At 67.7% G+C, this 26,012-nt stretch carries 21 protein-coding genes and 1 riboswitch; of the genes, 5 read left to right on the top strand and 16 right to left on the bottom strand.

The genetic code is table 11. From position 1 onward, the window contains the following. Window positions 1-390 precede the first annotated feature (390 nt). Window positions 391-1,509: a serine hydrolase domain-containing protein gene (locus ACE3TQ_RS24095; RefSeq protein WP_374585788.1), complete on the top strand. Its 1,119-nt coding sequence runs from the start codon at window positions 391-393 to the stop codon at window positions 1,507-1,509. Here ACE3TQ_RS24095 and ACE3TQ_RS24100 read toward each other — a convergent pair. The 16 genes from ACE3TQ_RS24100 to cobT form a co-directional block, all read right to left on the bottom strand. Beyond that, window positions 1,501-3,411: a reverse transcriptase family protein gene (locus ACE3TQ_RS24100; RefSeq protein ID WP_374585790.1), complete on the bottom strand. Its 1,911-nt coding sequence runs from the start codon at window positions 3,409-3,411 to the stop codon at window positions 1,501-1,503. The two genes, ACE3TQ_RS24095 and ACE3TQ_RS24100, sit on opposite strands and share 9 nt — an antisense overlap. A 307-nt stretch (window positions 3,412-3,718) precedes the next feature. Next, window positions 3,719-5,365: an SWIM zinc finger family protein gene (locus tag ACE3TQ_RS24105; RefSeq protein ID WP_374585792.1), complete on the bottom strand. Its 1,647-nt coding sequence runs from the start codon at window positions 5,363-5,365 to the stop codon at window positions 3,719-3,721. Further along, window positions 5,362-8,472 carry a hypothetical protein gene (locus tag ACE3TQ_RS24110; protein WP_374585794.1) on the bottom strand — a complete coding sequence of 1,037 codons (3,111 nt, stop codon included), beginning with the start codon at window positions 8,470-8,472 and terminating at the stop codon, window positions 5,362-5,364. Before ACE3TQ_RS24110 ends, ACE3TQ_RS24105 begins: the two co-directional genes overlap by 4 nt. An 85-nt stretch (window positions 8,473-8,557) precedes the next feature. After that, window positions 8,558-10,000, bottom strand: coding sequence for a cobyric acid synthase (locus ACE3TQ_RS24115; RefSeq protein WP_374585796.1), 1,443 nt, complete (start codon window positions 9,998-10,000; stop codon window positions 8,558-8,560). Continuing rightward, window positions 9,997-10,869, bottom strand: coding sequence for a cobalamin-binding protein (locus ACE3TQ_RS24120; protein ID WP_374585799.1), 873 nt, complete (start codon window positions 10,867-10,869; stop codon window positions 9,997-9,999). The genes ACE3TQ_RS24115 and ACE3TQ_RS24120 overlap by 4 nt, the downstream gene beginning before the upstream one ends. Beyond that, window positions 10,866-11,846, bottom strand: a complete 981-nt coding sequence (gene cobD / locus ACE3TQ_RS24125) for a threonine-phosphate decarboxylase CobD (RefSeq protein ID WP_374585801.1) — start codon at window positions 11,844-11,846, stop codon at window positions 10,866-10,868. The genes ACE3TQ_RS24120 and cobD overlap by 4 nt, the downstream gene beginning before the upstream one ends. Continuing rightward, the gene (gene cbiB, locus ACE3TQ_RS24130) at window positions 11,839-12,810 is read right to left on the bottom strand and encodes an adenosylcobinamide-phosphate synthase CbiB (protein WP_374585803.1); all 972 of its coding nucleotides are present in this window, start codon (window positions 12,808-12,810) and stop codon (window positions 11,839-11,841) included. Before cbiB ends, cobD begins: the two co-directional genes overlap by 8 nt. Next, window positions 12,810-13,361: a bifunctional adenosylcobinamide kinase/adenosylcobinamide-phosphate guanylyltransferase gene (gene cobU / locus ACE3TQ_RS24135; protein ID WP_374585805.1), complete on the bottom strand. Its 552-nt coding sequence runs from the start codon at window positions 13,359-13,361 to the stop codon at window positions 12,810-12,812. Before cobU ends, cbiB begins: the two co-directional genes overlap by 1 nt. Further along, complete coding sequence (locus tag ACE3TQ_RS24140; RefSeq protein ID WP_374585807.1) at window positions 13,358-14,665, bottom strand: cobyrinate a,c-diamide synthase; 1,308 nt, start codon at window positions 14,663-14,665, stop codon at window positions 13,358-13,360. The genes cobU and ACE3TQ_RS24140 overlap by 4 nt, the downstream gene beginning before the upstream one ends. Beyond that, entirely contained in the window at window positions 14,659-15,261 is a 603-nt protein-coding gene (cobO, locus tag ACE3TQ_RS24145) for a cob(I)yrinic acid a,c-diamide adenosyltransferase (RefSeq protein ID WP_374585809.1), read from the bottom strand. Before cobO ends, ACE3TQ_RS24140 begins: the two co-directional genes overlap by 7 nt. Then, the gene (locus ACE3TQ_RS24150) at window positions 15,258-16,031 is read right to left on the bottom strand and encodes an ABC transporter ATP-binding protein (RefSeq protein WP_374585811.1); all 774 of its coding nucleotides are present in this window, start codon (window positions 16,029-16,031) and stop codon (window positions 15,258-15,260) included. Before ACE3TQ_RS24150 ends, cobO begins: the two co-directional genes overlap by 4 nt. A gap of 2 nt (window positions 16,032-16,033) precedes the next feature. After that, window positions 16,034-17,056: a FecCD family ABC transporter permease gene (locus tag ACE3TQ_RS24155; protein ID WP_374585814.1), complete on the bottom strand. Its 1,023-nt coding sequence runs from the start codon at window positions 17,054-17,056 to the stop codon at window positions 16,034-16,036. 19 nt (window positions 17,057-17,075) lie between these two features. After that, entirely contained in the window at window positions 17,076-18,914 is a 1,839-nt protein-coding gene (locus ACE3TQ_RS24160; RefSeq protein ID WP_374585816.1) for a TonB-dependent receptor domain-containing protein, read from the bottom strand. Window positions 18,915-18,982: 68 nt separating this feature from the next. Next, window positions 18,983-19,204, bottom strand: a riboswitch (cobalamin riboswitch). Further along, the gene (locus ACE3TQ_RS24165; RefSeq protein WP_374585818.1) at window positions 19,199-19,747 is read right to left on the bottom strand and encodes a histidine phosphatase family protein; all 549 of its coding nucleotides are present in this window, start codon (window positions 19,745-19,747) and stop codon (window positions 19,199-19,201) included. Its footprint overlaps the riboswitch before it by 6 nt. Beyond that, a complete protein-coding gene (locus ACE3TQ_RS24170) occupies window positions 19,738-20,505 on the bottom strand; it encodes an adenosylcobinamide-GDP ribazoletransferase (RefSeq protein ID WP_374585820.1) in 768 nt (255 codons plus the stop codon). Before ACE3TQ_RS24170 ends, ACE3TQ_RS24165 begins: the two co-directional genes overlap by 10 nt. A 6-nt stretch (window positions 20,506-20,511) precedes the next feature. After that, entirely contained in the window at window positions 20,512-21,546 is a 1,035-nt protein-coding gene (gene cobT, locus ACE3TQ_RS24175; protein WP_374585822.1) for a nicotinate-nucleotide--dimethylbenzimidazole phosphoribosyltransferase, read from the bottom strand. 20 nt (window positions 21,547-21,566) lie between these two features. On the opposite strand from cobT, the gene ACE3TQ_RS24180 reads away from it, so the two are divergent. From ACE3TQ_RS24180 to ACE3TQ_RS24195, 4 genes are read left to right on the top strand one after another with little or no spacing between them, the layout of a single operon-like run. After that, entirely contained in the window at window positions 21,567-22,256 is a 690-nt protein-coding gene (locus tag ACE3TQ_RS24180; RefSeq protein ID WP_374585824.1) for a response regulator transcription factor, read from the top strand. Continuing rightward, window positions 22,243-23,484: an ATP-binding protein gene (locus tag ACE3TQ_RS24185; RefSeq protein ID WP_374585826.1), complete on the top strand. Its 1,242-nt coding sequence runs from the start codon at window positions 22,243-22,245 to the stop codon at window positions 23,482-23,484. The genes ACE3TQ_RS24180 and ACE3TQ_RS24185 overlap by 14 nt, the downstream gene beginning before the upstream one ends. Window positions 23,485-23,530: 46 nt before the next feature. Continuing rightward, a complete protein-coding gene (locus tag ACE3TQ_RS24190; protein WP_374585828.1) occupies window positions 23,531-25,156 on the top strand; it encodes a phosphoethanolamine transferase in 1,626 nt (541 codons plus the stop codon). Further along, on the top strand, window positions 25,146-25,958 hold the full coding sequence (locus tag ACE3TQ_RS24195; protein ID WP_374585830.1) for a phosphatase PAP2 family protein: 813 nt from the start codon (window positions 25,146-25,148) through the stop codon (window positions 25,956-25,958). The genes ACE3TQ_RS24190 and ACE3TQ_RS24195 overlap by 11 nt, the downstream gene beginning before the upstream one ends. Window positions 25,959-26,012 lie beyond the last annotated feature (54 nt).

Consider the following 26,012-nt stretch of genomic DNA (forward strand, 5'->3'; position numbering starts at 1 on the left):
TCAAGCTCTTATTAGAAAAGCCCGCTAACGTGTGTTAGCGGGCTTTTTGCTTTTTAAACCCGAAAAACCGGGGTCTGACCCAAGGGTCAGACCCCGTCTGCGCCACGGGCGCTGGTGTTGGTTGTGCGCTGTTGATCTTCGCCGAACGTCAAAGGCCTCAAACCCAACCCTCTTCGTTTGAATAGACAGGGTCTGACCCTTGGGTCAGACCATGGTTTCCCGGTTGTTCGCAGTTTCTTTTAGAGAAGCCCGCTAACGTGTGTTAACGGACTCTTTGCTATCCCGGAAACCACGGTCTGACCGAAGGGGCGGACCCCTTACTTTCGGCACTTATAGCCAGGCGTGCCAACCTCCAGAATGGACCCATTGTCAAACAGAGGGCCCATTCATATGCGTATTCCTGCCTTACTTCTTTCAATCCTGCTGACTGCTTGCGGCGGCGCCGACCAATCGCGCAAACCCTTGCTGGACGAGGCGATGCGAACCGAGATCGAACAGTTCCGCCTCGCGCAGCGCCTGCCGGGGCTTTCGGTGGTGCTGGTTGATGCCGATCGTATCGAATCTTTTGCCACCGGTGTTCGCAGTCTGGGGAGCGCGGAGCCTTTGCAAGCGGGCGACCGTTTGGAAGTCGGCTCCTTGAGCAAAGCCATGACGGGCAGCCTGATTGCGCGGCTGGTGGAGCAGAAGAAGCTGCGTTGGGACTCGACCTTGGGCGAGCTGTTCCCGGCATGGCGGGATGGCATGCATCCCCAGTTCGGCAGCGTTACGATCGAGCAGCTGCTGCAGCACCGCTCTGGATTGCCGTATGACTTCGCTGAGGAAGATGTCCGCGCTTTGCTCCCGCTAGCGTCCGGAGATGCGGCACAGGATCGCGCCGCGGCTGCGCGCTACTTCCTGCAGCGTGCGCCGCAGCATGCGCCGGGCAGCGCTTACCTGTACTCCAACCTGGGATACATTGTGCTGGGCCTGGTGGCGGAAGCGAAGGGTGGCGACGCGTACCGAAACCTGATGGCGCGAGAGGTGTTTGGGCCGCTCCAGCTCGCAGCCGAGGTGGGGATGCCGGTCGGAGCGCCGCTGGCGGCGTCCGGGCACGTATTTGGTGACGCCGGCTGGCGCCCCGCCCACCCTGGACCGGATGACGCAATGTGGCTGGCCATGACAGAGGCGGCTGGCGGCATTCGCGTCTCCATGCACGATTATGGCCTCTACTTGCAGGAGCAGTTGAAAGGCATTGCAGGCCGCCCGGCCTTCCTGGCCCAGGCGAGCTTTGAGCGCGCCCATGCTTTGGAGGCGGGATACGCGCATGGCTGGGGCGTCGCGCATAACCCGCAACTGGGCCGGGTGAGCCAGCACAATGGCAGCAATGGCAGCTATTTCTCCATTGCGCTGGTGCTGCGCGACCGGGACCGCGCGCTGGCCATCAGCTGCAATTGTTATAGCCCGCAGGCGATGGCCGAAATTGAAGCGTTTGCCGGCCGCCTGGCGGCAGCCTCCGTTCGCTCACAGTAGTTTGCGCAGCACGATCCCCAGCAATACCGACAGGCACATGTAGCTGAAATAGCGCAGCCAATACGCGCGGTAGTTGCGCCAGGCCGGTATGGCCAGCAGCACCGCCGCGACGAGCGGCAATGGCGTGTGGTACAGGCGGCACAGGCTAAAGGCCAGGTAGAGCTGGATCAGGATGCCGAGCCATGGCCGGTCGCCGACGGTGTACGGTTCCTCCTGTTGCGCCGCCGGGGCATCGGGCGCTTGCTGCCCACGGCCGGAACGGGATGCCGGCCCTGTGCCCGGCGCGACGGCCTGCTGGCGCGCCGCCGGCCTGGCCGCCTGCTTCCGCTCCAGCTTTTCCTGTTTGACTTGCTCCGGCGTTTTCTCCAGCACTGGAGCGGCCGGCGCGGCGGCCTGCCAGAAGCCGGCCCACGGCTCCTTGCCTTGCGCCGACAAGGCGCGGAAGGCGCTGCTGCGGCGCGCCGGCTGTTCGCCCGGCGCCGGCGCCTGGGCGATCCACTTGGCGCGTGCGGCGCGCACGCGCTGCAGCAGCGGGGCGCCTTTTTCGGCATCGACCATCCTGATGAACTGCGCATAGCCTTCCAGCGCATCGATCACATTGTCGTTGCCGTTCCACTGCTTGCCGGCCGGGCCGTCCTTCTCCACCTGGAACAGGGTGGCGCGGAAGCGGCGCAGCGTATCGCGCTCCAGCGACAGCTTCTGGTTGACCACGATGCCGGTGACGCCCTGGCGGTGTCCGGCGCCCATCACATGCTGCTTATCCGGATGCGGCGTGAATCCTTCGTCGGCGACGATCTGCTTGACGCGCCATAGCAGCTTGCCCGCCAGCTTGCGTGCAGCGGCGTCGCCGGAAAAGGTCAGGTCGTCGGCGTAGCGAGTGTAGGTGAAGCCCAGTTTGGCCGCGCAGCTTTGCACGCGCGCGTCGAGGCGGCGGCACAGGATGTTGGTCAGCGCCGGGCTGCTGGGCGCACCTTGCGGCAGGGCGCGCTCGCCGCTGGCGACGAAGAATCTCTCGCCGTCGACGCTGACTTCCTCGGCCGGCGTTTCGGTGCACAGCAGGCCAAGCGTGGTGGCCAGCTGCTCGCTGTAGCCAAGCTCGCGGAACACCCCCTTGACGCGCGGCAGGCCGATCGAGGGGAAGAAGTTCTTCAGGTCCAGGTTGACCACCACCGCCTTGCCGACGTGCGGCTGGGCGTTGCTGACGATCGAGCGGCCGGGGATGAAACCGTGCGCGGCGGGATGCGGCGGCACCTTGGCCAGGATGTTGTCCAGCACCCAGTATTGCAGGCGCTTCACGCGCGGCATAGGCGCCGAGATGATGCGTTCGCCGCCAGTTTTCTTCGGCATGCTGAAGCGGCGGTAATGGCTGATGCGCGAAACGCGCCGTTCAAAGCTCAGGAAGCGGAGCTCCGGCAGCGTGACACCCATGGCGGCGGCCAGCTCTTGCGCATTGTGCAGCGCGGGCAGCGACCAGCGCGCCAGCTTTTCGGCATCGCCTTCAACGTGGTTCAAGCCGGCCGACACGCCTTGGCCCAGGTACAGCAGCTCGGTGGAGCGGCGCTGGTGCCAGGCGGTGGCGCGCTCGAAGCGTTCGCGCGCGCGGCGCTGGCGCGTTTCTTCGCGGCGTGTGCGCGCCTTGGCCAGGCGTTCCTTGCGCATTGCTTTGAGCGCAGCCTCGGGGTCCTGGATGGTGCGCAGTTCCTGGCCCAGTTTGATGAGGGCGGAACTGAGCTCCGCCTCGCGCTGCACCAGTTGCTCCACCTCGGAAGGCTGGCCGCTGCCTGACGGCCAGAAACCGAGGCGCTGCATTTCTTCCAGCACGACTTCCTGGCGCGAGCTTGTGCGCAGGCGCTCCATCAATTCGGCGCGGGTAGTGATTGGCTTGGATTCGGTGGCGCTCATGGCAGGGCCTCCGGGCGGGGCGAGCGCGAAGAATGCAAGCACGGCGGGATTGTCATCGAAGAGCCTTCAGGACTGGGGCGCTCCACTCGATGCCATACGGCACCGGTGCGGCGAATGGACTGCAGGGCAGTCACACCGTCTTGCCGCACCGGTGCCTGTATGGCACTGTGAAGAGCGTGCCAGTGGCGCATGGGAAGAGCTGAGTACGTGAACGGCGATCCACCGTTCGGGTTGCAAGAGCCATCCCGCCGTGTTTGCTGAAACGAGTATATCAGTTCGTTTGCTTTTTTCATATCATTCGTCTTCTTCATACCGCCGGCCTGCGCGCCTGCGTCATGCGCAGCGCGAGCATGTGTGCGCAAGGGCCTTTGTGCAGGCGGTTGAAAGTAAAGTGGCTGCACTGGCAGGCGCCATCCACGATGCGTTCGTCCGCATCCAGCCGCAGCATGACCTGGTAGCGGTGGTCGCCGTGCCTGGCCTGGGCGCTGATGCGGATGCTGCCGTCGGCCACCGCTTCCAGCGCGTGCTTGCTCATGGCCTGCAGGTCGACCAGCTTTTGGGCTTCCTCTTCCTGCGGGCTGGCGAAGCGCAGCGTGTCGAGCGGCAGCGGGTCGCGCGCCAGCTCGCGCAGGCGGTAGACGCCTTGCACCAGGTCGTAGATGACGCGCCCGGCTTGCGTGTACAGGGTCAGCGCGCGCTCCACCAGCCTGGTATCGAGCCCGGTGTCGTCGGCCAGCTGGGCGGCGCTGGCGAACCAGCGCTTGCCCAGCGCGGCAAAGACCTTTTCCTTGCTGTCGTTATCCACTTCGCCGCGCGGCGCCAGCAGGTCGAACTGGCCGGCATGCGACCAGTCGTTGGCGGTCCAGCCGGACAGGCCGAGGGTGAGCTGCATGTCCGGCATGTTAGCGATCCAGAAGCTGGGCAGGCCGCTGCCCATCAGGTGCACGGTGAAGCTGTGCGCCACGGGGAGCAGGCGTTCCAGCAGCAGCAGGCGGCGCCGGCCCCAGACGCGGACTTCTTCGGCCACATCGCCCTGGTAGATGGAGCGGCGGCATACCACTTCATCGTTCCACGGCTCGAACACGGCGCGCACCGGCTGCCCCGGCGCCAGCACGAAGCGGATCGAGCGCGGGCCGGCGCGTTCCTTCTTGCGCCGCAGCTGCAGGCAGAAGTTGTGCACGTCCATCGGGTGCAGGTCGAGGCGGCGCGCCACCATGTTCATGGCGCTGCTCACCTGCAGGAAACCGCGCACCCAGGTGTCGGGCACGTCGATCTTTTCTTCGATGAACTCCGGGTCGTCGGCAGTCTTGACCTGGAACCCGCCCGGATCGATCGACAGCCTGGTGTGCTTGTAGTCGCGGATCTTCTGGAACTCGGCGTACAGGCTCTCCGAGTAGTCGATATTGGTGGTGCCGCAGGCGAAGTCGCCGATGCGGTCGAAGACATTGTGGCTGCAGCTGAGCGAGGCGTAGCTTGATTCGTCGCGGCTGAAGCACTCGAAGAAGACGCGGTCGGGGTGCACCGTGATCACCGGGTCGAGCGCAATCCACAGCTCTCGGTTGGTCTGGTACAGGTAGTTGTAATACTTGGACTGCGCTTCGTAGAAAGGCTGCATCAGGTGCGACTTGCGCGCCCGCAGTTCGCGCAACTCGCTTTGCAGCGGCTGCAGCTGTTCCTTCAGGGTGCTGGCACGCGCCTGGTATTGGGCCAGCAGCATCTGCTCGTTCTGCGCAGCCCACTCCTTGTAGGCGCTCTTGTCTTTCGGCTGGTAGCGCTGGTCGGCGACCACCACGTCGTGCAGGGCGCTGATCGCTTCGCGGAACGGAATGTGCTTGTTGATGTCGGCGACGAAGTGGGTCGGCGCGCGCAGCGTGTCGGGCGCAAAACGCATCTCGGTCGATGCGGCGCTGTTGCTGACGGAGGACTCGCCATAGTAGCGGTACTGGAATCTCATGGCTTGCTTCCCCTGGCGGCGATTGCCGCCGGCGTATGGATCGTGATGGCGGCCGGCAGCTCCGGATAGCGGTGCTGGATGGCGCGCAGCCCTTCAATGTACTGGGCCTTGTCGGCAATGGCGACGGTGACGACCTGGCGTGCGAACAGGCGCGCGACAAAGGCGGCGATGTCGGCCGACAGCTCGGCCTGGGCGCGCAGGAAGGCTTGCACCCGTCCTTTGACCACGCGGCCGCGGTTCACCTGCGACAGCACGTTCAGGAAGTAGGGCTCCAGGCGCTGCAGCCTGGCCAGGTCGCCGGCACAGGCGCTCTCCAGCCAGGAGCTGACGAACAGCTGCATATTGGCCGACGGGTGCTGGCTCAGTTTGTCCAGCAGCTCGGTCACGTCGCCCACGTCGAAATGGCGGGTGATCATGGCGCGCCCGAAGCGCTGCGCAGCCGGGTCCTGGTGGTCGCACAGGTTCACCAGCAGCAGCGGCGTCCAGTCGTCGCGCGTGCAGGCCTCGCTGAAGAAGGCGGCAGCGAACTCGCGGCTGTCGTCGAAGCGGCTGTCGAAGATGCGCAGCGCCGCTTCCATCTGGCTGCGCACGCGCTGCGGGTCGGCGCGGTAGGCGGCGAAGGCCCACTGGCGTACGCTGGCCGTGGGGTTGCGGCCGAAGGCGGCCCATGCCGCCACATCGAACTGCGCGGGACGGAAGGCCGGCAGCAGGCGCGCGCCCAGCAGCAGCGCGCCTTTGCTGCGCGCGGCCAGCAGGCGTTGCAGCAGTGCCGTGTCGGCCAGTTGCGGCTCATCCTTCAGCGGGCCGCTGATCCAGGCCACCAGGTCGGCGTGCATGCCGTCCCCGGTTTCGCTGCGGAACACCGCGTCCAGCAGCCCCTCCAGCAAGGCTTGGCGGAAGGCGGCGTCGCCGGCGGCCAGGCGCTGGATGACGCTGTCGATGGCGCGCCGCACGCTGGCGTCCGCATGGGTGGCAAAGGCAGTGATCAATTCCGCCTGGGCCGCCAGCACGTGGTCGGGCAGGCGGCCGAACAGGTTGACCGCCGCGCCGCGCACGCCGCTATCGGTGTCCTGCAGCAGCACGGCCAGGCGCGCGCCGGGCAGCATGGTGGCCGGTGCCGCGTGCAGCATCAGCCAGTGGCAGGCCAGCATGCGTACGGCGGGCAGCGGGTGGGCCAGCAGCTGCAGCAGGCGCTCGTAGGGCGCGGCGGCAGCCGCGGTGCGCAGGGGGTTCTCGATCAGCCACTGCAGGTCGGCGCCGATGGCTGCCACGGTGTGCGGCGCGTCGTCGAGGTCGGCGCAGTTGTCCAGCCAGTCGAGCAGCTGTATGACGATGGCGGGCGCCTGGCCGGGCAGGGTGCTGGCGACCTGGCACAGCATGCGGCCCTGGCGGCGCACGCTATCCAGCGGGGCGCAGGCGATGGCGGCTACCAGCAGCGGATCGGCGGCATAGTGCAGCGGGTCGCGCACGATGCAGTCCAGCGCATACTGGGTGGCTTCCGGCAGGGTGCACTGGAGCAGGAGCAGCAGCCAGTCGGTCGGTGGCACACCGCCTTCAAAGCGGCTGCGCGCCACCTGGAAGGCAAAGCGCGCGGTCTGCTGGTAGGGACTGCGCAGCAGTTCGCGCAGCGTGTCGAGCGGCAGCGCGGCGCAGAATTCGCGGTTGTCGGCCAGCGCGCGCGCGGCGAAATCATGCACCCCGCCGCAGCGGCTTTGCTGCAGCAGGGCGAGCAGGGCCTGCGGGTGCGCGTCCCACAGGTGGGGGAAGGCTTCCTGGCGCCGTTCGTCGGCCTGGATCGGCGCCGGCTGGTACCAGGCGGTGCCGGCGCGGTTACTGCGCCAGTGCCCGCCCGCGCGCAGCATGCGGTTGAAGACCAGCCAGAAGCTGTAGGCGTCGTAGGCGCGGCCGCCGCGCACGTGGGCTTGCGCGGCCTGGCTGTCGTCCAGCGCCGCCAGCACGCCCAGCGCCATCGGAATGTAGTCCGGATCGGCGCTTTCGCCCAGGCGGCGCAGCGTGCGCCAGCCGCGCCGGCGCAGATAGTCGCGCGTGCGCACGCCGTAGGCCACCTGGCTGTCGGGGCGCGCTCCTTCCACGGCGAACTCGGTGTAGCCGCGGCGCACGTAGATCCAGCGGCCGGTGGCGGTGTGGACATCGGTCTCGAAGCGCTGCTGCAGGATGCCGAACAATTCGGCGTCGCATGCCATTTCGGCCGCCTTGTAAATGTGGCGCACGGCGCGGAAGGTCCCGGCCCGCAGGGGCAGGCGCTTCAGGTGGGAGAGCAGGATGCGGCGCGCCATGGGCTGGCACAGCGCGACCTGCTGCAATTGCTCCAGCCAGTCCGGCTTGGCCAGGCTGCGCCAGGCCTCGCTGCCGTCCGCCAGCGACAGCAGCAGTTGTTCGTCTTGCTGTTCCCAGGCCTGGCGCACGGCTGCCGGCCAGTCGGCCACCAGGCTGGCGGCATGCGCCTGCAAGGCGGCGTCGTCGGCCAGCAGCAGCCAGGCTTGCAGGGCGATGCGGCGCACCGCATCGCTGCCGCCGCGCTGGCGCAGCTGGTCCATGGCGACGGCGGCGCCGCGGTCGCCGCAGCGGCCGATGGCCCAGGCCAGGCAGTAGTCCTGCATGGCGTCGCCGCGCTCAAGCAGGTCGACCATGGCGGGAACAGCCTGGCGCACGCGGCGCTCGCCGAGGCGCCAGATGACGCGGTTGCGGTGCTGCTGGTCGAGCGTTTTCCAGCTGCCCGCTTCGAGCTTTTGCAGCAGGGCGATGGCGGCGCCATCCAGCGCGCGCGCTGGCGCTGGCGGTGCTGGCGCTGGCGTTGCGGCCAGCGCGGCATTGGCCGGCTCCTGCGCCGGCGGTTCGGTGGCGGGTTCGCTGAAGCCTTGCGCCGCGCGCTCCACCAGGGCCAGTTCAAACAGGGTTTCCGCGGTTTGCCAGTCGACCGGCTGCGGGGTGCGCGTGCTCTCGCGCCACTCCTCGCCGGTGCGCCCCTGGCGCAGGTTGACCAGGAAGCGGCCGGGTGAACCTGCCGCTTCGCACAGCTCGATTTCGCAATGGATGCTTGCGTCTTTTTGCCTGCGTACCAGGCTGGTTTTCCGAATCAGCTTCACTGTGGGGAGGGCCTTGACTTGATTACTGTTTTCTTAACAGATCGATGTTAGCCAATCCCGCATTTGTTTGCAAATTGATTAAGATTCAGGCACGCCGCCGCAGCGCCTCCATCAGCGGCGCGCAGGCCTGCGCCAGCCGCTCCAGGCTAGCTTCGCGCAAAGCGTTGCTGTCCACCGTGTGCTGCGTGTCCAGCCCGGCCCAGCGCAGCAGGGCGCGCCCCGCTTGCGGATGGTCGAACAGGCCATGCAGGTAGGTGCCGAGCACCTGGCCGTCGGCGCCGAGCGCGCCTTCCGGGCGGCCATCGATGACAAAAGCCGGCTGCGCCAGCGCGCCGCCCTGCGAGACACCCATATGGATTTCGTAGCCGCTGACCGGGGCCTCGGCAAAGGCGCATTGGCCGCTCACTTGCGCCAGGCGCTTGTCGCGCGTCAGTTCGGTCTCCATGTCGAGCAGGCCCAGGCCGGCGGCGCTGCCGGCCAGGCCTTCCACGCCGTGCGGGTCGTGCACCTGGCGCCCCAGCATCTGGAAGCCGCCGCAGATGCCGATCACCTTGCCGCCGTAGCGCAGGTGGCGCGCGATGGCTTGCGGCCAGCCGCCTTCCTGCAATGCCGCCAGGTCGGCGCGTGTGTTTTTGCTGCCGGGGAGGATGATCAGGTCGGCCGGCGGGATCGCTTCGCCCTTGCGCACGAAACGCAGGTCGACCTCGGGATGGGCGCGCAGGGCGTCGAAGTCGGTGTGGTTGCTCATTCGCGGCAGGCTGGGCACCACAATGCGGAAGGCGCCGCGCTCGGCTTGCACCGCCTGCACCGCGTCCTCCGCGTCGAGATAGAGGCCGTGCAGGTAGGGCAGCACGGCCAGCACCGGCTTGCCGGTCTGCCGCTCCAGCCAGTCCAGTCCCGGCTCCAGCAGCTTGATGTCGCCGCGGAAGCGGTTGATGACGAAGCCGATGATGCGCTGGCGCTCACTCTCGGACAGGCAGGCCAGGGTGCCGACGATGTGGGCGAACACGCCGCCACGGTCGATATCGGCGCACAGGATCACCGGGCAGTCGACCGCTTCCGCAAAACCCATATTGGCGATGTCGCGCTCGCGCAGGTTGATTTCGGCCGGGCTGCCGGCGCCTTCCACCACCACAGTTTCGTACTGCGCCAGCAGGCGCTGGTGCGATTCCAGCACGGCTGCCATGGCGACCGTCTTGTACTGGTGGTAGTCGCGCGCGTTCATGTCGCCGCGCACCTTGCCGTGGATGATGACCTGGGCGCCGATATCGCTGCTCGGCTTGAGCAGCACCGGGTTCATGTCGGTGTGGGGCGGGATGCCGGCCGCGATGGCCTGCAGCGCCTGGGCGCGCCCGATCTCGCCGCCGTCGACGGTGACCGCGCTGTTCAGCGCCATGTTCTGCGGCTTGAACGGCGCCACCTTCACGCCGTCCTGTTTCAGCAGGCGGCACAGGGCGGCGACGATGGTGCTCTTGCCAGCGTCGGACGTGGTGCCCTGGACCATCAGGGTGCGGTAGGGGAAGCTCATTTGGCCGGGCGGTGCTTGCGTGCTTCTTCCAGCTTTTCGCACAGCACGGCGGTGCCGGCCACCATGCGCGGTCCGGCGCGGTTCAGCAGGTCGCCCTGGATGGTGAACAGGTTGTCCTGGCGCGTGGCCTTCAGCGTCTTGTAGGGACGCCACAGGTTGACGCCGCCGTAGTCTTTTTCGGCGGTGCCGAAGATGGCTTCCGGGTCGGCTTCCAGCACGGCTTCCACGCTGACCACCGGCGCCGTTACCTTCTGGTCGGCGAAGATGTTCTGGCCGCCGCAGGCTTTCAGGGCGTCGCTGACGATATGCTCGCCGTTCAGGGTGTATAGCGGTTTGTCCCACACCTGGTAGAAGGTGCGCACCGGAGGGCGCGCCGAGAATTGCGCGCGCAGGGCGCCCAGTTTCTGGCGCAGCTCTTTGGCGGCGGCATTGGCGGTGCTTTCAGTGCCCATCAGCTTGCCGAGCTTTTCCAGGTTGTCGGCGATCTGGTCGAGTTTTTTCGGCTCGCTGTGGTACATGGGAATGCCGAGCTGGCGCAGCTGCTCGATCTGGCGCTCGGAGGAGCCGTGGCGCCAGATCACCAGCAGGTCCGGCTTCATGGCCAGCAGGCGCTCCATGTCCACCTGGCGGTTGTCGCCCACGCGCGGGATCTGCTTGGCCGCTTCCGGGTAGTCGCTGTAGGTGACGGCGCCGACGATTTTCTCGGCGCCGCCGGCGGCAAACAGCATCTCGGTCACGTGCGGCGCCAGCGCGACGACGCGCTGCGCGGGCTTCTGCAGGGTGACGGGCTTGCCGTCGTCATCCAGCACGGTGATGGCGGCATGCGCCTGCACGGCGCACAGGACGGGAATCAGCAAGAGTTTCTTCATCGGTTGGTCCATTCGTTGAGTGCTTGTTCAAGGCGCTGCCAGCCTGCTTCATCGGGCGGCAGGCCGAGGCGGATGCCGCGCGCCGCTGACGGGAACAGGCGGACCCAGATACCGCGCCGCGCCATGTGTTCGTGGAAGGCTTCCGCCTGTGTCTCGGGCCACCACTGGAACAGGGCGGTGCCGTGGCTGGCAATGCCGTGGCGCGCCAGCAGCGCGCGCAGGCGGTCACCGCCGGCTTGCAGCGCGGCCTGGGCCGCCTGCTGCCAGGCGCTGTCTTCCAGCGCGGCGCGCGCCACCTGCTGCGCCGGTCCGCTGACGGCCCAGGGGCCGAGCAGGCCGGCCAGCGGTGCCAGGATCTCGTCGCATGCGGCGACGAAGCCGAGCCGTACGCCGGCCAGGCCAAAGAACTTGCCGACCGAACGTAGCACGACCAGGCCCGGCGCCTGCGCGGCGTCGGCCACGCTGTACGCGCCGTCGGTGTCGGCAAAGGCTTCGTCCACCACCAGCCAGCCGCCGCGTACGGCCAGCGCAGCGGCCCACTCCAGCAGCTGTGCGCGCGGCACGCAGGCGCCGGTCGGGTTGTTGGGATTGCACACCACCAGCACGTCGGCGGCGGCGACCGCCGCCCCCAGCTCGGGGTACGGCACGGCGCGCGTGCGGTGGCCGTGCTGCGACCAGTGGTGCAGGTGTTCGGCGTAGCTCGGGCTGGCGACCAACACGCGTGAAGGGTGGCGCAGGCGCGGTAGGGCCTGGATTGCGGCCTGGGTGCCGGCGACGGCGAGCATGCGCGGTGCGCCGTAGTAGCGCTGCGCCGCTTCCAGCAGCTCTGGGTCATGCTCGGGCAGGCGGTGCCAGGCATCGGCGCTCAGGGCCGGCGCCGGGTAGCCGTTCGGATTCAGGCCGGTGGACAGGTCGAGCCAGTCCTTGCGGCCATAGCGCTGTGCTGCCTCGCGCAGCTTGCCGCCGTGTTCAAGCATGCTGTACTCCATAGGCGATGGCCAGCAAGGCGGCCAGCCACAGCCAGCTGGTATGGCGCACCAGGCGCCAGGCACGCGGGATGTCGGCGGCGGCAGCGGCGCTGCCTTCACCCAGCGGCGGGCGCTGTTCGATGGCGCCGCCGTAGCTGGCGGCGCCGCCCAGTTGCAGGCCGAGGGCGCCGGCGCCGCTCGACATGACCGGGCCGGCGTTCGGGCTGCTCCATGCCGGGGCCTGGCGGCGCCAGCATGCCAGCGCGCGGCGGGTGCCGTGCGCACCGGGCGCCAGCAGGGCGTAGGAGAGGGCGGTCAGGCGCGCCGGCAGGTAGTTGAGGGCGTCGTCGAGGCGGGCGGCGCTGCGGCCGAACAGGTTGAAGCGTTCGTTGCGATAGCCCCACATGGCGTCCAGCGTGTTCGCCAGGCGGAACAGCACCGCGCCGGGGCCGCCGGCCACGGCGAACCAGAACAGGGTGCCGAAGACGGCGTCGTTGCCGTTCTCCAGCATGGATTCGGTGGCGGCTTTGGCCAGGTCGCTGGCGCTGGCCTGCTGCGTGTCGCGGCTGACGATGCGGGCGGTCAGGGCGCGCGCTTGCGCCAGGTCGCCGGCGTGCAGCGCGTGCCAGATCGGCAGCATGTGGTCGCGCAGGCTGCGCAGGCCCAGGCAGAAATAGAGCAGGACCGCGTGCAGTGCGGCCAGGGCCGGCGCCGGCAGCGGCTGCGCGCATAGCCACGCCGCCAGCGCGGCCAGGGGCAGCACCGCCAGCAGCCACGCCAGCAGCCCGCGCGCGAAGCGCGCGGCGCCGGAGGCGGTTGCGCCGGGGCGGTTCAGGCGCGCTTCGATGGCGCTGGCGAGGTGCCCAAAGCCGACCAGCGGGTGCAAGCGCCTGACTTCACCCAGCAGGGCGTCCAGCAGCACCCCGCCCAGCAGGGCGGCGGCGAACCAGGTCCAGTCGAGGCCCGCCAGCATCAGGCGCCCTTCAGCATCAGCGGCAGGCCGGCTGCGACGAAGGCGACGCGGTCGCAGGCGGCGGCGACGGCCTGGTTCAGGCGTCCCGCTTCATCGGCGTAGCTGCGCGAGACCGCGCCCCAGGGCACGATGCCCATGCCGACCTCGTTCGACACCAGCACCACGTCGCCGCGTTCGATGGCCAGTTCGTCCAGCAGGGCCGCGCGCTCCTGGTGAAAGCGGGCGGGCAGTTCGATGGCGCCGACATCCGGGTACTGCGTGCCGTCGCTGAACATCAGGTTGGACAGCCACAGGGTCAGGCAATCGACCAGCACCAGGCGTTGCGGCGCGCGCCATTCGGCCAGCGCGGCGGCCAGCGCCAGGGGCTGTTCCACGGTGCGCCAGTGCGCCGGGCGCTGCGCCCGGTGCTGCGCGATGCGCGCCGCCATCTCGTCGTCGCCGGCGGCGGCGGTGGCGATGTAGACCACTTCCTTGCCGGAGCCGGCGGCCAGCCGCTCAGCATAGGCGCTCTTGCCCGAACGGGCGCCGCCGAAGACCAGGGTGCGGCTCATGTTGCGCCCCGCGTGAACATGGCTGCCACGGCGGCCGGGTTGGAGGCGAAGTAGCCGTGGAAGTAGGACGCTTGCAGGGAGCCGATGCGGTACACGGCTTCGCCGGCGGCGCCGCTCGGGTTCTTCTGCGTCGTGGCGGCGGCCGGCTGCGTGGTGTCCAGGCGCGAGTAATGGAAGGTGTGGCCGCGCAGCGGGCCGTGCGCGGTCGGCATGGCTTGCGCCCCGAGTCCGGCCAGGCGCGCCTGCATCGTCACTTTGCCGGGCAGCAGGCCGGCCATCGGCCATTCCTTGCCTTCCTTGTCCTGCAGGGTTTGCGCCAGCGCCATCATGCCGCCGCATTCGGCGACGATGGGCAGGCCGTCGCCGTGCGCCGCACGCAGCGAGGCTTGCCAGCGCTGGCCTTGCGCCAGCGCGGCGCAGTGCAGTTCGGGATAGCCGCCCGGCAGGTAGACCGCCGTGGCGCCGCTCGGCACCGGCTCGTCGGCCAGCGGCGAAAAGTACTCCAGTTGCGCGCCCAGCGCTTCCAGCGTGGCCAGGTTGGACGGGTAGAGGAACATGAAGGCGGCGTCGCGCGCGATGGCGATGCGCACACCAGCCAGCGGCAGGGCCTGCACCGGCGGCGTTTCGGCCGCGCCGGCGGGCGCCGCGGCGATGTGTGCGGCTGGCAGCGCATCCCATGCGGCCAGGTCGAAGTCCAGCTGGTCGGCCAGCGTGTCGAGCAGTGCATCCAGTCCGGCGACTTCGTCCGGCAACACCAGTCCCAGGTGGCGCTCGGGCAGGGAGGCGGCCTGCTTCGGCAGGGTGCCCAGCAGGGGAATATCGCGCAGCGAGGCGGCCACCATCGCTGCATGGCCCGCGCTGGCGATGCGGTTCGCCACCACGCCCGCCATGTCGACCGGGCCGTAGGCGCGCAAGCCGTGCACCAGCGCGCCTGCCGTCTGCGCCATGGCGCCGGCATCGATCACGGCCAGCACCGGCAGGCCGAACGCGCGCGACAGGTCGGCGGCGGACGGCGTGCCGTCGTACAAGCCCATCACGCCCTCGACCAGGATGGCGTCGGCCTGCGCCGCCGCTTCTGCCAGCAAGGCGCGGCAACGCTCCTCGCCCACCATCCACAGGTCGAGCGATTCGACCGGCGCACCGCAGGCGCGCGCCAGCAGCATCGGGTCGATGAAGTCGGGGCCGCATTTGAACACGCGCACGCGGCGGCCTGCGCGCACCAGCTTGCGCGCCAGGGCGGCGGTGACCGTGGTCTTGCCCTGGCCGGAGGCGGCAGCGGCAACCAGTACCGCGCGCGCTACCATTCCGTCCCCGGCTGGGCTGCGATGCCGGCCTTGAAGGCGTGCTTCACCACCGTCATTTCGGTTACGGTATCGGCCACCTCGATCAGTTCCGGCGGCGCGGCGCGGCCGGTGACCACGGCATGCTGCATTTCCGGGCGGTCCAGCAGGTCGGCGATCACTTCATGCACGTCCAGGTAGCGGTACTTGAGGGCGATATTCAGCTCGTCCAGCACCACCATGCCGTAGGACGGGTCGCGCAGGAAGGCGCGCGCCTGCTGCCAGGCTTCGCGCGCCTTGGCGATATCGCGCTCGCGGTCCTGGGTCTCCCAGGTGTAGCCTTCGCCCATGGCGTGGAAGCTGCACTCGTCCGGGAAGCGGCGCAGGAACAGTTCCTCGCCGGTCGACATGGCGCCTTTGATGAACTGCACCACGCCCACCTTCATGCCATGCCCCATGGCGCGCATCGCCATGCCGAAGCCGCTCGAGCTCTTGCCTTTGCCGTTGCCGGTATTGACGATCAATACGCCGATGTTCTTGTCTGCCGCCGCGATCTTGGCGTCGATGATGGCCTTCTTGCGCTCCATGCGGTCACGGTGGCGTTCGTTGATGTCGCTCATGCTTGCGGACTCCCGGGAATGAAAATGGTGCGATCGCCGTGGCGGACGATCTCGATAGGGTGGTCAAGGTATTCGCCCAGCAGCGCCGGCTGCATCACGTCGGCCGTGCTGCCCGCCAGCCAGCGGCCGTCGCCCATCAGCAGCAGGGCGTGGCTCGACACGCTGTGCGCCAGGGTCAGGTCGTGGCCCACCATCACCACGGTTTTGCGCTGCTCGCGGCACAGCCGGGACAGCAGCGACATCACGCTCACCTGGTGCGCCAGGTCCAGCGCATTGGCCGGTTCGTCCAGCAGCAGCAGGGGCGTGTCCTGCGCCAGCATGGCAGCAATCGCCACGCGCTGGCGCTCGCCGCCTGACAGCGTGCGCACGTCGCGCGCCGCCAGGTGGTCGACTTCCATCGCCGCCAGCGAAGCCATGGCGGCGCGGTGGTCGTCGCTGTTTTCCCAGTAGCGGTTGTCGTGGTAGGGGTGGCGCGCCGAGAGCACGGTCTCGATCACGGAGTAAGAGAAGGCGTCGCTGCGCGCCTGCGCCAGGAAAGCACGCTTGCGCGCCAGCTCCTGCAGCGGCCAGTCGCCAAGGGCGCGGCCGTCGATGCTGACATGGCCGCCATCCGCATCGCGCAGGCCGGCCAGGGTACGCAGCAAGGTGCTCTTGCCGGCGCCATTGCGGCCGATCACGCTCCAGCACTCGCCGTCGCCGACTTGCCAGTCCAGCTGCTCGACCAGGGTGCGCTTGCCCATGGCCAGGCGCAGTTGATGGGTACTGATCATGTTTACTTCCTCAGCCGGTGCAGTTGGTACAGGAAGACCGGGGTGCCGACCAGGGCGGTCACCACGCCCGCCGGCAGCTGCTGCGGCGCGATGATGGTGCGCGCCAGCGTATCGGCCAGCACCAGGTAGGCGCCGCCCACCAGGGTGGCGCACGGCACCAGCAGTCGGTGGTCGGGTCCGAAGGCGAAGCGGCAGGCATGCGGCACGATCAGGCCGACGAAACCGATGCTGCCTGCCGTGGTTACGGCGCTGGCGGTCAGCAGGCCGGAACAGAAGAACAGGCCCTTGCGCAGGGCGCCGACGCGGATGCCCAGCGTGGCCGAGGCCTCGGCATGCAGCGCCATCACGTTGAAGGAGCGCGCCGCGCGCAGGGCGAACGCCAGGCAGCCGGCCAGCACGAACCAGGGCAGCCAGCGGATCGGGGAACCGGACAGGTCGCCGATCAGCCAGAACACCATGGTGCGCAGGCGGCTTTCCGGCGCGATGGAGAGCATCAGCGTGACCAGGGCGATGCAGCCGGAGGACAGCACCACGCCGGTCAGCAGCAGCATGGCGGTGCCGCCTTCGGCTGCCGTGCCGCCGCGCAGGTCGCGCCGGGCCAGCACATACAGCAGCATGGAAACGACGACCGCACCGGCAAAGGAGGCCAGGTCGACCATCCAGGCGGCGCACATGAACAGCAGCGCCGCCAGCGCGCCGACCGAAGCGCCGGAGGAGATGCCCAGCACGTAAGGGTCGGCCAGCGGGTTGCGCAGCAGGGCCTGCATCATGACGCCGGCCAGCGACAGCGAAGCGCCGGTGACGAAGGCGGTGGCGGCGCGTTCGGCGCGCAGACCGATCAAATGTCCGTGCAATGAGGCAGGCTGCCCGCTGGCCCACTCGCGCACGGCGCCTGGCATGTCGGCCAGCGGAATGCTGACCGAGCCGATCATGCCGGCCGCCACCAGGCTGGCCAGAGAAACCAGTACCAGCAGGATGATGACAGTGACGGCGCGCAGGCGCAGCTTAGCGGAAAGTGGGTGCATAGCGGGCAGCTTATCTCATTTATTTATAGCCGTAGCGCAGGCCGGCGTACACGCTGGAGCCAGCGGTGCCGTACAGGCGCGCTACTTCGTACTGTTTGTCGGCCACGTTGTTCCAGCGCACGGTGGCCGACCAGGACGGGGCGAAATACCAGGCCGCGTACAGGTTCAGCAAACCATAGCCGCCCAGGCGGTTGCGGTTGGCCGCGTCGTCGAAGCGGTAGCCGGACACTTGCCATTCGGCGCCGCCGCGCAGGCTGCCGGCAGTATATTCCAGCGCGACGTTGCCGTGACGCTTGGCGCGCCGCTGCAGCTGCTTGCCGGTGCTGTCGTCGCGCGGGTTCTGCAGGTCGGCCGAAGCCTCCAGCGTGAAGGCGCTGCCCAGCTGCTGGCGTGCCGACAGGGTGATGCCTTCCAGCGTGGCGTGGGCGACGTTGTGGGCGCAGCCGTTCTTGAAGCCGGGCTTGGGGCATGGGGTGGTGTTCAGCAGCAGGTCGGTCAGCTTGTTGCGGTAGGCGGTGGCGCCCAGCATGGTGCCGTTTTGCTCGAATCGGATGCCGATCTCGCGGTTGCGGCCTTGTTCCGGACGGTTGGACTCCAGGCCGTAGCCGGGGTAGTACAACTCGTTGAAGGTCGGTGCGCGGAAGCTGCTGCCGTAGCTGGCGTTCAGGCGCAGGGCAGGGCTGAGGCGGTAGCCGTAGCCGAGCGAGCCGGTGTTCTTGCTGCCGTACTGCGAGCTGTCGTCGTTGCGCACGGCGGCGGCCAGCAGGTGGTCGCCGCGCTTCATGTTGTAGCTGGCGCCCAGCGACTTGGTGCTGCGCTCATGTTCCAGGGCGGCGGTGTTCGCCTCCACTTCCTCCTTGCGGTATTCGGCCAGCAGCTGCAGGGTGTCCGGGCCGAGCGCGATGTCGTTCTGCCAGCTGTACATGGTCTGCTTGGTGTCGATCTGGCTGGCGCTGGCGGCAAAGCTGCCGGACTTGTCGCGCGCCTGGGATGCCTGGGTGGTCATCTGCCATGCGCTGCTCAGGCGGTTGCGCGACGACAGCGCGACGGTGTCCAGCTTCTGCGTGTTCCAGGCGCGCACGGTGGCGCCGCTGTCGAAGTCCGACTCCTGGTCGATGTGCATGAGGAGGGCGGTCAGCTCGTGGCCTGGCGCCACCTGCCAGGCCAGCTGGCCGTTGGCGTGTTTGCGCTCGTAGCCGTCATCATCCTTGTTATAGCTGCTCAGGCCCGGCAGGGTGGAGGAGAAGCCGTCGGCGCGCTCCTTGCCTGCGTTCAGGGCGTAGCTGAAGGCGCCGGCCTGGCCGGAAACACCGGCGCGGGCGGCGCGGGTGCCGTAGCTGCCGGCCAGGATGGCGGCGTCCAGCGCCAGGGGACCCTGGCCTTTTTTGGTGAAGATCTGGATCACGCCGCCGATGGCGTCGGCGCCGTAAATAGTGCTCAGGGGGCCGTACACGACCTCGATGCGCTCCACCGCGCCCAGCGGAATGGCGTTCCATGCGGCGGCGCCGCTGGTGGCGGAGGCGATGCGCACGCCGTCCAGCAGCACGATCACCTGGTTGCTGTTGGCGCCGCGCAGGTAGACGTTGGAGTTGGTGGCGCTGCCGCCGTTGCGCGTGATTTCAATACCGCGCTGGCGCTGCAGCACTTCGGTGATCGAGCCGGCGCCGCTGCGGGCGATTTCGTCGGCGTCGATCGTGAGCGTATCGCTGACGACGTCGCGCGCTGCCTGCGGCGTGCGGGTGGCGGTAACAACAACGGAATTCAGGACGGGGGCCTGGACTTGGGCCTGGGCTGCAGGTACGGCAACGGCCAGTGCCAGCGACGCGAGGGCCGCTTGCCGGGTGGCGGGAGAGGTCATGTCAATTTCTTCAGTGAGCCGCCGGCCCACGTCCCCGTAAGCCGGCTAGAACGGGAACGGGCGCAAGGCGCATTCCCACCTGGTCTGGCCGGTATCCGGGCTGGCAAATATGGCGGACTGGCCTTCCCATGCTTGCGCACAGTGGCTGTGAGACCGCTGCCGCTCCATCAGGGCGGCACTTGCTTACCGTTGCGGGGGCAGCACACGTTAACTGTCAAGGACAGCGCCGTGTTTCCCGTTTAACTGCGTTCGAGAATTCGAATGCGAGCACCAAAACCCCGCCATTATACGGGCTTGGCGCGCTGCGCGGGCCAGAGCAGGCGCTGGATCGAACAATACTTGACCTGGTTCGGCTTCTGCGCCGCGTGCAGCAGCGGTTCGCCGGCCGCCATGGCGGCCATCAGGCGCATGGTGCCGGCATGGCAGACGATTACGGCGTCGTGCCGCAAATCGTCGAGGAAGGACTGCACGCGCGCCGCCACTTCGCGCACCGTTTCACCGCCGCCGGGACGGTAATCGAGCAGGTCGGCGGCCCAAGCCTCGACCTCGGCGCGCGCGATATCCGACCACGGCCGCAGCTCCCAGGCGCCGAAATCCATCTCGGCCAGGCGCGCGTCCAGCGTCGGCTGGCCGAGCAGGGTGGCCAGTGCGGTGCAGCGCCGCAGGGGGCTGGAATACAGGCGCGCGCCGCCGGCGAGGGCGGCTGCCAGTTGCGGCGCCAGCGCGGCATGGCCTTCCGCCAGCGCGGCGGGAGAGGCCGGAATGTCGCTGCTGCCGTAGCACACGCCCGGCGCGACGTCGGGCAGGGGATGGCGGATGAGGATCAGTTCCACACGCAGGCCAGCACACAGAGGTAGAACACGGCTTCCGCCAGCTGCTGCACGGCGCCCAGGCAGTCGCCGGTGTAGCCGCCCAGGCGCTGCTGGAACTTGCGCGCGAACCAGAGCGTCGCCAGCAGCATGCCTGCCAGTCCTGTACCCAGCGCCCCCAGCGGCAGCCAGCCCAGCGCCACCACGGCGCCGGCCGGCAGCGCGGCGCCCAGCGCGGCAATGGCGAACTCGCCGTGGCGCATTTCCTGCGCCAGCGGCTTGGCTTTGCCTTCGGCGCGCGCGTACTCCATGCGCCAGATCAGGGCGCAGGCCATCAGCCGCGACAGGGGATGGGCCGCCAGCAGCGCGCCCAGCGCCGCCAGCATGGGCAGGCTGGCCAGCGCCGCCACCTTGGTGGCCAGCATCAGGATGATGCCGATCGCACCATAGGCGCCGATGCGCGAATCCTTCATGATCTCCAGCACACGCTCGCGCGTGTGGCCGCCGCCCAGGCCGTCGCAGGCGTCGGCAAAGCCGTCCTCGTGGAAGGCGCCGGTGGTATAGATGCCGGCTGCGGTGGATAGCAGCACGGCGACCGGCAGCGGCAGCACCATCGCCGCCGCCGCGTACACGGCGCCGGCGATGGCGGCCACCACCAGGCCCACCGCCGGGAAATAGCGCGAGGCGTGGTGCAGCCAGTCCGGCTCAAAACCGACCCAGCGCGGGATCGGCAGGCGCGTGAAGAATTGCAGCGCGATGAAAAAGAGGCGCAGCTGCTGCATCGGCGCTTACTCGGACTTCTCGCTGACCTGGGCCGACTCGAAGGTGGCCATCTGGTTCAGGAAGTTGACGGCGGCCTGCAGCAGCGGCACGGCGAGCGCGGCGCCGGTGCCTTCGCCCAGGCGCAGGCCCAGGTTCAGCAGCGGACGGGCGCCCAGGAAGTCCAGCATGCGCTGGTGGCCGCTTTCGTCCGAGCAGTGCGAGAACACGCAGTAGTCCAGCACCGCCGGCTGCACGCGGGCGGCGACCAGCAGGGCGCTGGTGACGATAAAGCCGTCCACCAGCAGCACCATGCGGCGCTCGGCCGCTTTCAGCATGGCGCCCACCATCATGGCGATTTCCAGGCCGCCGAAGGCGGCCAGCGCCTGCAGCCCGCCCTGCGCGTCGGCGTGTTTGGCCATGGCGGCTTCGATCACGCGCTGCTTGTGCGCCACGCCCTCCGACGTGAGGCCGGTGCCGGCGCCCACGCAGTCGGCCAGCGGAATGCCGGTCAGGCGGTGCATCAGGGCCGCGGCGGCCGTGGTGTTGCCGATGCCCATCTCGCCGAAGCCCAGCACATTGCCCGGCAGCTCGGCCACCAGCTCCATGCCGCACTCGATCGCCTCCATGCACTGCTGCACCGTCATGGCCGGCTGCTGCGCAAAATTGGCGGTGCCGTGGGCGATCTTGCGTTTGACCAGGCCCTCGCGCGGGCCGAAATCGTGCTTGACGCCCGCATCGACCACTTTCAGCAGGCAGCCGTTCTGGCGCGCGAAGACGTTGATCGCCGCGCCGCCGGCCAGGAAGTTCTCCACCATCTGCCAGGTGACGTCCTGCGGATAGGCGGAAACTCCTTCCGCCACCACCCCATGGTCGCCCGCGAACACCAGGATAGCCGGCTCGCGCAGCTCCGGCCGGGTGCTCTGCTGGATCATGCCGACCTTGTGCGCCAGCGCTTCCAGCGCGCCCAGGCTGCCCAGCGGCTTGGTCTTGTTGTTGATGGCGCGTTCCAGCTGGGCCGCGAGGGATTCGTCCTTGAGAGGGGGGATGTGTGGGATAGTCATCGCGGAATTATAATGCCCGGATGCGGATACTTATCATTGAAGACAATAAGGATATTGTCGCCAACCTGTACGGCTTCCTCGAGCCGAAGGGCTATGTTCTGGATACCGCAGCCAATGGCTACGGCGGGCTGGCGCTGGCCGCCGAACACGAATACGACGCCGTGGTGCTGGACGTGATGCTGCCCGGCCTGAACGGCCTGGAATTCTGCCGCAAGCTGCGCGGCGAGCTGGGGAAAGCCACCCCGGTGCTGATGCTGACCGCGCGCGACACGCTGGAAGACAAGGTGGCCGGCTTCGAAAGCGGCGCCGACGACTACCTGGTCAAGCCGTTCTCCCTGGTGGAGCTGGAAATCCGCCTGCGCGCCCTGGTGCGGCGCGCGCGTGGCGCCCAGGCCGGCAACCCGGTGCTGCAATTCGGTGAGCTGACTTTCGATACCGTCAATTACGAAGTGCGCCGCGCCGGGCGCCTGCTGGCGCTGACCCGCACCGGCTACACCATCCTCAAATGCCTGATGAAAGACGCGCCGCGCGTGGTGGCGCGCGACACGCTGGAGCATGAAGTATGGGGCGACGAGCGCCCCGACAGCGACGCCCTGCGCACGCATATCCACGCCTTGCGCCAGGCGCTCGACAAACCATATCCCTTCGCCATGCTGCGCACCATACCGGGCATCGGCTACAAGCTGGTAAACCCGGATGACGACAACTGACTCCCTGCGCCGGCGCATCGTCGCCGCCTACATGATGTTTGCCTTCTTCGTTTCGCTCGTGTTTGCGGTGATCGCAGCGTTGGCGGTGGAGGGTATTGAAGAAAAGCTGGTCGATGAACGCCTGATGGAGGTGGCGCGTTGGGCCGTTCCGCGCCATGGCGCCGGCATGTCGGTGCAGATGCCGGCCGGCCTGACCTACCATCACGGCGAAGATGTACCGCGCTCCTTGCGGGGTTTGCCGCATGGTGTGCGCGAGATCACGGTCGACGGCACCGACCTGCATGTCCTGTCCGACCGCGACGAGCATGGGGAATATGTGGTGGTCGACCACGACAGCGAGTACGAGAAGATCGAGATTGTTGTGTACTCGATGTTTGCCGCCGTCTTGCTGGCATTTCTCACCTGTTCAATGATCCTGGCGCGCTACCTGGCCAACAGCATCGTCACGCCGATCGCGCGCCTGGCGCAGGCGGTTGAGCAGCGCAAGGACGATTTGCCCTGCCTGGAGCGCAAGGATGAACTGGGCAAGCTGGCACGCGCGTTCGCCGACCGTACCGGCGAGCTGGAACAGTTCCTCAATCGCGAGCGCTTCTTCACAGGCGATGTCAGTCACGAACTGCGCACGCCGCTGACGGTAATCAGCGGCGCCGCCGAGGTGATCATGGCGCGCACCGCGGACGACGCGGCCCTGCATGCGCCGGCCGAACGGATCTACCGCGCCGCGCGCGAGGCGGCCGATGTGACGACGGTCCTGCTGCAGCTGGCGCGCTCGCCGCAGGGGAAGGGCGGCCCGGCCCATTCCATGGCGGCGCTGGCCGAAGCGGAAGTGGCGCGCTGCCAGGCGCTGGTTGCCGGCAAACCGGTCACGCTGCGCTATGCGGGCGGCAGCGATTTCATGGCCCACGGCGCGCGCGAACTGCTGCAGGCGGCCATCGGCAACCTGTTACGCAACGCCTGCGCCTATACCGAGCAGGGGGAAGTGCTGGTGCGCCTGGAGCAGGATTGCGTGGTGGTGGAAGATACCGGGCCGGGCCTGCCGGCGGCCGCGTTGGCACGCCTGCGCGGTGAAGCGTTGCCGGAGAACGATGGCGTGTCCTCCGGCAGCGGGCTGGGACTGGGCCTGGTGCAGCGCACCTGCAAGTACCTCGGGCTGCAATTGCAAGTAAGGCAACGCGAAGGGGGCGGCACGCGTTTCGACATCCACTTCCCGGGTTTAACGCAATCTTAACGCCGGCTTCACGCGGCTTTTACCGGGAGCCGTCTATCGTGCGGGGATGAACTTTCCCCGTATCCGCTCCACCTACCTGCCACTCGCGGCGGCATCCTTCCTGGTCCTGGCTTACAACGTCACGTTCTGGCGAAAGTTTGCCAGCGCAGTCGGAGGTTTTGAACTGGCCAAGCTGCCGGTCTATATCGGTTCCTGCCTGCTGCTGGTCATGGTGTTCAGCGGCGTGCTGGCGCTGGTGAACTACCGCCGCCTGTTCAAACCAGTCCTGATCGCACTGTTGCTGCTGTCCTCCGTGACCGCCTATTTCATGTCCCAGTACGGCATCGTGATCGATGCTTCCATGGTGCAGAACGTGCTGGAAACCGATACGCGCGAGGCCGGCGAGCTTTTCAGCTGGAAGCTGGTGCAAGCCGTGCTGCTGCTCGGCGTCGTCCCATCCTGGCTGGTGTGGCGCCTGCCGGTGCAGTATGCCCCCCTGCGCCGCTCGATTGCGGCCAATGGCGGGGTGCTGGCGGTATCGCTGCTGGCGGCAATCGGCCTGCTGTTCCTGCTGTTCAAACCCCTGGCACCAGCCGTGCGCGAACACCGCGAACTGCGCTTCATGCTGACGCCGACCAATGTGTTCCAGGCGGCAAACGCCTACCTGAAACTGAAACTGGCGACGCCAACCATCGTCGCGCCCTTGGGAACGGATGCCTCGAAGGGCCGCTTCTGGTCCGCCGGCGGTGACGCCCCGCGCACGGTGACGGTGATTGTGGTGGGCGAAACCGCCCGCGCAATGAACTTCTCCCTGAATGGCTATGCGCGTGACACCAACCCGCGCCTGGCGCGCGAGCCGGCCCTGGTCAATTTCAGCAATGTCAGCTCGTGCGGTACGGCGACCGCCGTCTCCGTGCCGTGCGTCTTCTCCGACCTGACCCGCAATGGTTACTCGGAAGACAAGGCGCGCAGCAAGGAGGGGCTGCTGGACGTGCTGCGCCACGCCGGCCTGGAGGTGGTCTGGCGCGATAACAATTCCGGCTGCAAGGGTGTCTGCCAGCGCGTGCGGTTTGAAGATGTGTCAAAGGCGGTGGCAGGCAACCCCTTGTGCGATGGCGAAGAGTGCTATGACGAGCGCCTGCTGGAAGGCTTGCCGGAGCTGATCCGCAGTTCCAGCAAGGACCTGGTCATCGTGCTGCACCAGAAGGGTAGCCACGGCCCGGCCTATTGGAAGCGCTATCCGGCCGGCTTCGGCAAATTCGGCCCGGTGTGCCAGACCAATGAACTGGAGCAGTGCTCGCGCGAAGAGATTACGGCGGCATACGACAACAGCATCCTGTACACCGACTACTTCCTGTCCCGCACCATCGAGGTGCTGAAGGAGGCTGGTGTTGCGGCTTCCATGCTCTATTTCTCGGACCATGGCGAATCGCTGGGCGAAAAGAACATGTACCTGCATGGCGCGCCCTACATCTTCTCGCCGGAAGAGCAGCGCAAGGTGCCCATGATGCTCTGGATGTCCGACAGTTTCAGCCAGCGCTTCCACGTCAACCGCGGCTGCCTGGCTGCGCGCAGCAGCCAGCCTTTTTCGCACGATAACGTATTCCACTCCACCCTCGGCATGCTGAATATCAGCACGGCGGTGTACAACCCCAAGTTAGACCTGTTCCAAGCCTGCACCCATGATTCTTAAGAACTACCGGGGCGTGCTGGCGCTGGCAGCGTCGGCCACCCTGATCCTGTGGCTCGGCCAGTCCACGGATATCGACCTGCGCCTGGCCGACCTGTATTACGACCACGCCCGCAGCGCTTTCCCGCTGCAGCACGCCTGGTTCGCCGAACAATTCAACCATGTGATCCTGAAAGCCATGCTGGTATGCCTGGCTTGCGGCGTGGTGGCGCTGGCCGTGCGCGATGCGTGGCGGCCCTTCCCTGACTGGGCGCCGGAGCGGCGGCTGGGCATGCGCGTCCTTGCCATGTCGGCTGTCAGCATTCCGCTGGCAACCAGCCTCCTGAAACAGGCCAGCAGCAGTCATTGTCCCTGGGACCTGGAGCGCTACGGCGGCAGCGCACCATATATACGGCTGCTGGAATGGATGCCTGGCGGAGTGGAAGCGGGGCATTGCCTGCCGGGTGGGCATGCCTCGAGCGCCCTTTGGCTGGTCGGGCTGGCCGCGTTCTGGTGGCCACGGCAGCCGCGCAAGGGATTTGCCATGGGCGCTGCCATGCTGCTGTTTGGCCTGGGCGTCGGCTGGGTGCAGCAATTGCGCGGCGCGCATTTCCTTACGCACACGCTCTGGTCGGCCTGGATCGCCTGTGCGATCGCGACAGTGAATTATTCACTTGCAAAACGCCAGCTCATTAGCTATAGTTCTGTCCCTCGCAACGACGCGCAAGCGACGAAGCGGGAAAAAGAAGGGGTTGACGAGTTGCAGGAAACAACGCATACTCTCGCTTCTGTGCTGCTGACAAACACAACGCTTTGTCGAAAATGAGCAGCGATCTTTAAAAATCAACAGTCGATAAGTGTGGGCGTTTGACGATATGCC

It is taken from the genome of Pseudoduganella sp., assembly GCF_041914865.1.
Lineage (GTDB): Bacteria > Pseudomonadota > Gammaproteobacteria > Burkholderiales > Burkholderiaceae_D > Rugamonas.